Source organism: Kitasatospora sp. NPDC057198 (assembly GCF_042670125.1).
Lineage (GTDB): Bacteria > Actinomycetota > Actinomycetes > Streptomycetales > Streptomycetaceae > Kitasatospora.
The window spans coordinates 1-6,973 of the sequence record NZ_JBHUWH010000408.1 but is presented as its reverse complement, the minus strand read 5'-3'; the positions used below and the strand labels follow the sequence as shown (position 1 = coordinate 6,973).

5 protein-coding genes are annotated in these 6,973 nt (G+C 75.2%); all 5 read left to right on the top strand.

Going from position 1 to position 6,973, the window contains the following annotated elements:
* A partial coding sequence (locus ACFUEL_RS31575; RefSeq protein WP_380240299.1) for a Pls/PosA family non-ribosomal peptide synthetase occupies positions 1-2,321 on the top strand: 2,321 nt, incomplete at its 5' end.
* A gap of 29 nt (positions 2,322-2,350) precedes the next feature.
* Positions 2,351-3,676, top strand: coding sequence for a M1 family metallopeptidase (locus tag ACFUEL_RS31570; protein ID WP_380240297.1), 1,326 nt, complete (start codon positions 2,351-2,353; stop codon positions 3,674-3,676).
* Positions 3,677-3,748: 72 nt separating this feature from the next.
* On the top strand, positions 3,749-5,155 hold the full coding sequence (gene lpdA, locus ACFUEL_RS31565; RefSeq protein WP_380240295.1) for a dihydrolipoyl dehydrogenase: 1,407 nt from the start codon (positions 3,749-3,751) through the stop codon (positions 5,153-5,155).
* 115 nt (positions 5,156-5,270) lie between these two features.
* Positions 5,271-6,638 (top strand): DUF2252 domain-containing protein, encoded by a 1,368-nt coding sequence (locus ACFUEL_RS31560; RefSeq protein WP_380240293.1) that lies wholly within the window; start codon positions 5,271-5,273, stop codon positions 6,636-6,638.
* A 40-nt stretch (positions 6,639-6,678) separates the two neighbouring features.
* Complete coding sequence (locus tag ACFUEL_RS31555; protein ID WP_380240291.1) at positions 6,679-6,918, top strand: hypothetical protein; 240 nt, start codon at positions 6,679-6,681, stop codon at positions 6,916-6,918.
* Positions 6,919-6,973 lie beyond the last annotated feature (55 nt).

The following is a 6,973-nucleotide window of genomic DNA, read 5'->3' as shown; positions in this document are numbered from 1 at the left end:
CCGAGGCGTGTCTGGCCGAGCAGTGGGCGCGGATCCTCGGCGCCCCGCGCCGCGGCGCGGGCGACGACTTCTTCGCGATCGGCGGCGGCTCGCTGGCCGCCGCCCAGCTCACCACCCTGCTGCGCGGCCGCTACCCGGCCGTCTCCGTCCTGGACATCTACCAGCAGCCCACGCTGCGCAAGCTCGCCCGGCTGCTGGAGAAGTCCGCGCAGGCCGAGGGCCCGGCCCGCACCGTCGCCCCCACCCCCCGCCGCGCCCAGGTGCTGCAACTGCTGCTGACCCTGCCGCTGGCCACCCTCACCGGCCTGCGCTGGAGCCTCGCCCTCGGCGTCCTCGGCGCCGTGCTCCACCTGATCGGCGACTACCCGTGGGCGCCCGTCGCGCCCTGGTGGCTGCTGGCCGCGGGCGCCGTCCTGCTGTACTCCGCGCCCGGCCGCCTGGCGCTCGCCGCCGGCGGCGCCCGGCTGCTGCTGCGCGGCGTCGGCCCCGGCACGTACCCGCGCGGCGGCGGCGTCCACCTGCGGCTGTGGACCGCCGAGCGGCTCGCCGAGGCCACCGGCGCCGTCCGGCTCTCCGGCTCCTGGCTCATCCGCTACGCACGGGCGCTCGGCTGCCGGGTCGCCCCCGACGTCGACCTGCACGCCCTGCCGCCCGTCACCGGCCTGCTGCGGCTGGGCAGGGGCTGCGCCGTCGAGAACGAGGTCGACCTGTCCGGCTACTGGCTGGACGGCGACCGGCTGGAGATCGGCGCGCTGCGGATCGGCGCCGGAGCCGTGGTCGGCACCCGCTCGACGCTGCTGCCCGGCGCCAAGATCGGCAAGCGGGCCGAGATCGCCCCCGGCTCCGGCGTCACCGGATCCGTCCCCACCGGCCAGCGCTGGGCCGGCGCCCCCGCCGCCAAGACCGGCAAGGCCGAACGCGGCTGGCCCAAGCAGCGCCCGCCGCGCACCCCCGGCTGGGCCGCCGTCTACGGCGCCACCGGTTTCGCCCTCGCCCTGCTGCCGCTGCTGGCCGCGCTGCCCGCACTGCTGGTCGCCGGGCGGTTCGTCCACCCCGGCGACGACCTCGCCCAGGCCCTGCGCGGCGCCCTGACCGCCCTCGTCCCCGCCACCCTGGCCTACGGGCTGGCCTACGCCGCGCTCGTGCTGGCCGGCGTCCGGCTGCTCTCGCTCGGCCTGCGCACCGGCCACCACCCGCTGCACGGCCGCATCGGCTGGCAGGCGTGGACGGTCAGCCAGCTGATGGACCTGGCCCGCGAGACGCTGTTCCCGCTGTACGCCGGGCTGATCACCCCGGTGTGGCTGCGGCTGCTGGGCATGCGGGTCGGCAAGGGCGCCGAGGTGTCCACCGTGCTGGCGCTGCCCAGCCTGACCAAGGTCGGCGACGGCGCGTTCCTCGCCGACGACACCCTGATCGCCCCGTACGAGCTGGGCGGCGGCTGGGTGCGGATCGGGCGGGCCGAGATCGGCGAGCGGGCCTTCCTGGGCAACTCCGGGATGACCGCGCCCGGCCGGGCCGTCCCCGACCGGGGCCTGGTCGGGGTGCTGTCCGCGACGCCGAAGAAGGCCAAGCGCGGCAGCTCCTACCTGGGCATGCCGCCGGTCAGGCTGCCCCGGGCCGCCGACACCGCCGACCTGGCGCTGACCTACGAGCCGCCCGCCCGGCTGCGCTGGGCCCGCGGGGCGACCGAGCTGGCCCGGATCGTGCCGGTGCTGGCCTCCACCGGGCTGGCCGTGCTCACCGCCGCCGCGCTGTGCGCCCTCGGGCAGCCGCTGCTGTCCGGCCTCGTCCTGCTCGGCGCGGGCCTGGCCGCCTGCCTGGTCTCCGCCGCCGCCAAGTGGCTGCTGGTCGGCCGGTTCCGGGCGGTCGAGCACCCGCTGTGGTCCGGCTTCGTGTGGCGCAACGAGCTCGCCGACACCTTCACCGAGGTGCTCGCCGTGCCCTGGCTGGTCGGCCGCACCGCCGGGACGCCGCTGATGAACCTGTGGCTGCGCGCGCTCGGCGCGAAGATCGGCCGCGGCGTGTGGTGCGAGAGCTACTGGCTGCCCGAGGCCGACCTGGTCACCCTCGGCGACGGCGTCAGCGTCAACCGCGGCTGCGTGCTGCAGACCCACCTCTTCCACGACCGGATCATGCGGCTGGATACTGTGGAGCTCCGCGCGGGCGCCACCCTGGGCCCCGGCGGAATCGTGCTGCCCGGCAGCACCGTCGGCGAGCGCTCCACCCTCGGCCCGGCCTCCCTGGTGATGCGCGCCGAGACGGTGCCCGCCGACACCCGCTGGCTCGGCAACCCGATCGAAGCCTGGCAGACAGCACCGTGACCGCCCCCGCGCCAGGAGGAACCCCCGCGTTGAGCCCCAAGCCGGCCCCCGCCGCCGACCCGTACTTCCCCCGGCACGGGGACCTCCGCTACCGGGCCCACCGGTACGAGCTCGCGCTCGACTACCGGCCCGGCCCCAACCGGCTGGCCGGCTCCGCCCGGATCGCCGCCATCGCCGGGCCCGAACCGCTGCGCGAGTTCGCCCTCGACCTGGCCGACTTCCGGATCGGCAAGGTGCTGGTCGACGGGCGGCCCGCGCAGTACGCCCACCGGGACGGCAAGCTGCGCGTCAAGCCCGCCAAGGCCCCCGCCGCCGGGGCGGTGTTCACCTGCGAGGTGCACTGGTCCGGCAACCCGCGCCCGGTGCGCAGCCCCTGGGGCGGCCTCGGCTTCGAGGAGATCACCGACGGCGCGCTGGTCGCCTCCCAGCCCACCGGCGCCCCGTCCTGGTTCCCCTGCAACGACCGCCCCGCCGACAAGGCCGCCTACCAGCTGGCCGTCACCACCGCCTCCCCGTACGCCGTGGTCACCGGCGGCCGGCTGCTCAGCCGCACCACCCGCTCCTCCGCCACCACCTGGGTGTACGAGCAGCCCGCGCCCACCGCCAGCTACCTGGTCGGGCTGGCGGTCGCCCCGCTGCGCCGGGTGCCGCTGGCCGAACGCGCCCCCGGCACCGTCCCGCAGAGCGGCTGGGTGCCGCAGCCGCTGACCGCCCGGTTCGCGCACGACTTCGCCCGGCAGCCGCAGATGATGCGGCTGTTCGAGGAGCTGTTCGGCCCGTACCCGTTCGACGGGTACACCGTCGCCGTGGTCGACGAGGACCTGGACGTGCCGGTCGAGGCGCAGGGCATGGCCACCTTCGGCCGCAACCACCTGGACGGGCGGCGCGGCTGGGAGCGCCTGGTCGCCCACGAGCTGGCCCACCAGTGGTTCGGCAACAGCGTCACCGTCGCCGACTGGCGGCACATCTGGCTCAACGAGGGCCTGGCCAAGTACGCCGAGTGGCTGTGGTCCGAGCGCACCGGCGGCCCCACCGCCCAGCGCAGGGCCGCCGACGCCCACCGCCAACTGGGCGCCCTGCCGCAGGACCTGGCGATCGGAGACCCGGGCAGGCGGCACATGTTCGACGACCGGGTCTACGAGCGCGGCGGCCTGACCGTGCACGCGCTGCGCCTCGCCCTCGGCGACCCCGCCTTCTTCCGGCTGCTGCGCGACTGGGCCACCGCCTACCGGCACGCCGTCGTCACCACCGCCGACTTCGCCGCGCACGCCGCCCGCTACACCGACCGCCCGCTCGGCCCGCTGCTCGACGCCTGGCTGCACCGGGGCGCGTTGCCGGAGCTTCCCGGGCTGTGAGCCGTCCGGTCCTGGTGTACTGGGAGGCACGGGCCGCGAGGCCGTCCGTCGCTTCCTGAAGGATCGAGGCACATGAGCACGCACTACGACGTGGTCGTCCTGGGCGCCGGCCCCGGCGGCTACACCGCCGCCGTCCGCTCCGCCCAGCTCGGCCTGCGCACCGCCGTGATCGAGGCCAAGTACTGGGGCGGCGTCTGCCTCAACGTCGGCTGCATCCCCTCGAAGGCCCTGCTGCGCAACGCCGAACTCGCGCACACCGTCCTCAACGAGGCCGGGCTGTACGGCATCGAGGTCGACGGCAAGGTGTCCTTCGACTACGGCAAGGCGTTCAGCCGCTCCCGGCAGGTCGCCGACGGCCGGGTCAAGGGCGTCCACTACCTGATGAAGAAGAACGGCATCACCGAGTACGACGGCTGGGGCACCTTCGTCGACGACCACACCCTCCAGGTCAAGCTCACCGCCGGCGGCTTCGAGATGGTCACCTTCGACCACTGCGTCATCGCGGCCGGCGCCACCACCCGGCTGCTGCCCGGCACCTCGCTCAGCGAGCGGGTCGTCACCTACGAGGAGCAGATCCTCACCGAGCGGCTGCCGGAGTCGATCGTCATCGCGGGCGCCGGCGCGATCGGCGTCGAGTTCGCGTACGTGCTGCACAACTACGGCGTCAAGGTCACCATCGTCGAGTTCCTGGACCGGATGGTGCCGCTGGAGGACGCCGACGTCTCCGCCGAACTCGCCAAGCAGTACCGCAAGCTGGGCATCCAGGTGCTCACCTCCACCCGGGTCGACGCGATCGACGACTCCGACCCGGCGGGGCCGGTGAAGGTCACCGTCACCCGGGACGGCAAGCAGGAGGTGCTGGAGGCCGACAAGGTGCTCCAGGCGATCGGCTTCGTGCCGCGCGTCCAGGGCTACGGCCTGGAGAACACCGGCGTGCGGCTCACCGAGCGCGGCGCGATCGCCGTGGACGGGCGCGGCCGCACCAGCGCCGAGCACATCTTCGCGATCGGCGACGTCACCGCCAAGCTGATGCTCGCGCACGCCGCCGAGGCGATGGCCGTGATCGCCGCCGAGACCATCGCCGGCGCGGAGACCATGGAGATCGACTTCGTGATGGTCCCGCGCGCCACCTACTGCCAGCCGCAGGTCGCCAGCTTCGGGTGGACCGAGGCGCAGGCCCGCGAGCAGGGGTACGCCGTCAAGGTCGCCAAGTTCCCGTTCACCGCGAACGGCAAGGCGCACGGCCTCGGCCACCCCGTCGGCTTCGTCAAGGTGATCTGCGACGAGACCCACGGCGAACTGCTCGGCGCCCACCTGATCGGCCCCGAGGTCACCGAACTGCTGCCGGAGCTGACGCTGGCCCAGCAGTGGGACCTCACGGTGCACGAGGTCGGCCGCAACGTGCACGCCCACCCGACGCTGGGCGAGGCCGTCAAGGAGGCGATCCACGGCCTGGCCGGCCACATGATCAACATGTAGGACCGCACGGGGTGCCGCCGTCCGGGTGAGCACGCCCCGCCCCGGTGCCTCCCGCTGGTACGGGAGCGCGCCGGGGCGGTACGTCTTCCGGCCCCCGAGCCGTGAGGAGCCCCCGATGGACGCCCCCGCCCCCCATCCGACGGTCGACCACCTGACGGTCGACGAGCGCGTCGAGGCCGGCCGCGCCGCCCGCAAGCGCGCCCCCCGCTCCACCGCAGGCCACTGGCGCCCCGCCGCCGACCGCCCCGACCCGCTCGCGGTGCTGCGCGCCCAGGCGGAGAGCCGGCTGCCCGACCTGGTGCCGATCCGCAACGGCCGGATGGCCGCCTCCCCGTTCGCCTTCCTGCGCGGCGCCGCCGCCGTGATGGCCGGGGACCTCGCGACCGCCCCGGACAGCGGACTGACCGTCCAGCTCTGCGGCGACGCCCACCTGGTCAACTTCGGGCTGTTCGCCTCGCCCGAACGCGCCCTGCTGTTCGACCTCAACGACTTCGACGAGACCCTGCCCGGCCCGTTCGAGTGGGACGTCCAGCGGCTGGCCGCCAGCCTCGTCGTCGCCGCCAGGGAGAACGGCGAGAGCCCCGAGGAGGCCCACCGGGTGGTGCTGGGGGCCGTCCGCGCCTACCGGGAACGGATCCGGCAGCTTGCCGGACTCGGCGAACTCCAGGTCTGGTACCAGCGGATCGACGCCGACGAACTGCTCACCAGCCTCAAGGGCAGGCCCCGCCGCCGCACCGAGGCCGGGCTCGCCGCCGCCCGCCGCCGCGACAGCCTGCAGGCCGCCGGCAAGCTCACCGAGACCACCGCGAGCGGCCGCCGCCGCTTCAAGGACCAGCCCCCGCTGATCGAGCACGTCGGCTTCGACACCGACGAGGTGCGCTCGCTGCTCGCCGACTACCGGGCCACCCTCCCCGAGGAGCGCGGCCGGCTGCTCGACCGCTACCGGTATGTCGACACCGCCCGCAAGGTGGTCGGCGTCGGCAGCGTCGGCACCCGCTGCTTCGTCGTCCTGCTCCAGGGCCGGGACGCCGACGACCCGCTGGTGCTCCAGGTCAAGGAGGCCGAGGCGTCAGTCCTGGAGCCCTACGCCGGGCCCAGCCGGTACCCCCGGCACGGGCAGCGGGTGGTCGCCGGGCAGCGGCTCACCCAGGCCGCCAGCGACATCTTCCTCGGCTGGATGACCGGCCCCGGGGGGCGGCACTTCTACTGGCGCCAGCTGCGCGACATGAAGGGCTCCGCCGAGGTCGGCGAGATGACCACCCGCGGCCTGCGCGCCTACGCCGCCCTGTGCGGCGCCGCGCTGGCCCGCGCCCACGCCCGCTCCGGCGACCGGATCGCCATCGCCGCCTACCTCGGCCGCGGCGACGCCTTCGACCGCGCGATCGCCGCCTTCGCCCACCACTACGCCGAACTCAACACCGCCGACCACGCCCGCCTCGCGGACGCCGTCGCCGCCGGCGAGGTGCAGGCCGAGGACGCCTGACCCCGTCCCCCGTTTGCGGACCTCCCGGCGCCGGGGGGTGATGGGAGCAGGAACGTCCGCACCACTGCCGGAGGCAACCGTGACCCACCACAAGTCGAACAGGGCGGTCGAGGGCGACCCCGACACCGGCCACGGCCGCGGCCTGCCGCGGCGGCCCGACGAGGCCGGACTCGAGGAGCGCACCGAGGAGGACCGGGAGGAGGTCGGCCTGGAGCCGGAGCCCGGTGGCGACGGGGACGGCCCGGGGGAGGGCGACGGGGACGGGGACGGCGCGGTGTAGCCGCCCCCTCCGCGTGCGCGTCCATCAGGCGCCCCCGGTTTGGCATATGCCAAAC

Bases quoted from the DNA above. Each gene is read 5' to 3' on its own strand.
- lpdA (WP_380240295.1), top strand. From the start codon at position 3,749: ATGAGCACGCACTACGACGTGGTCGTCCTGGGCGCCGGCCCCGGCGGC.
- ACFUEL_RS31560 (WP_380240293.1), top strand. From the start codon at position 5,271: ATGGACGCCCCCGCCCCCCATCCGACGGTCGACCACCTGACGGTCGAC.
- ACFUEL_RS31555 (WP_380240291.1), top strand. From the start codon at position 6,679: ATGGGAGCAGGAACGTCCGCACCACTGCCGGAGGCAACCGTGACCCAC.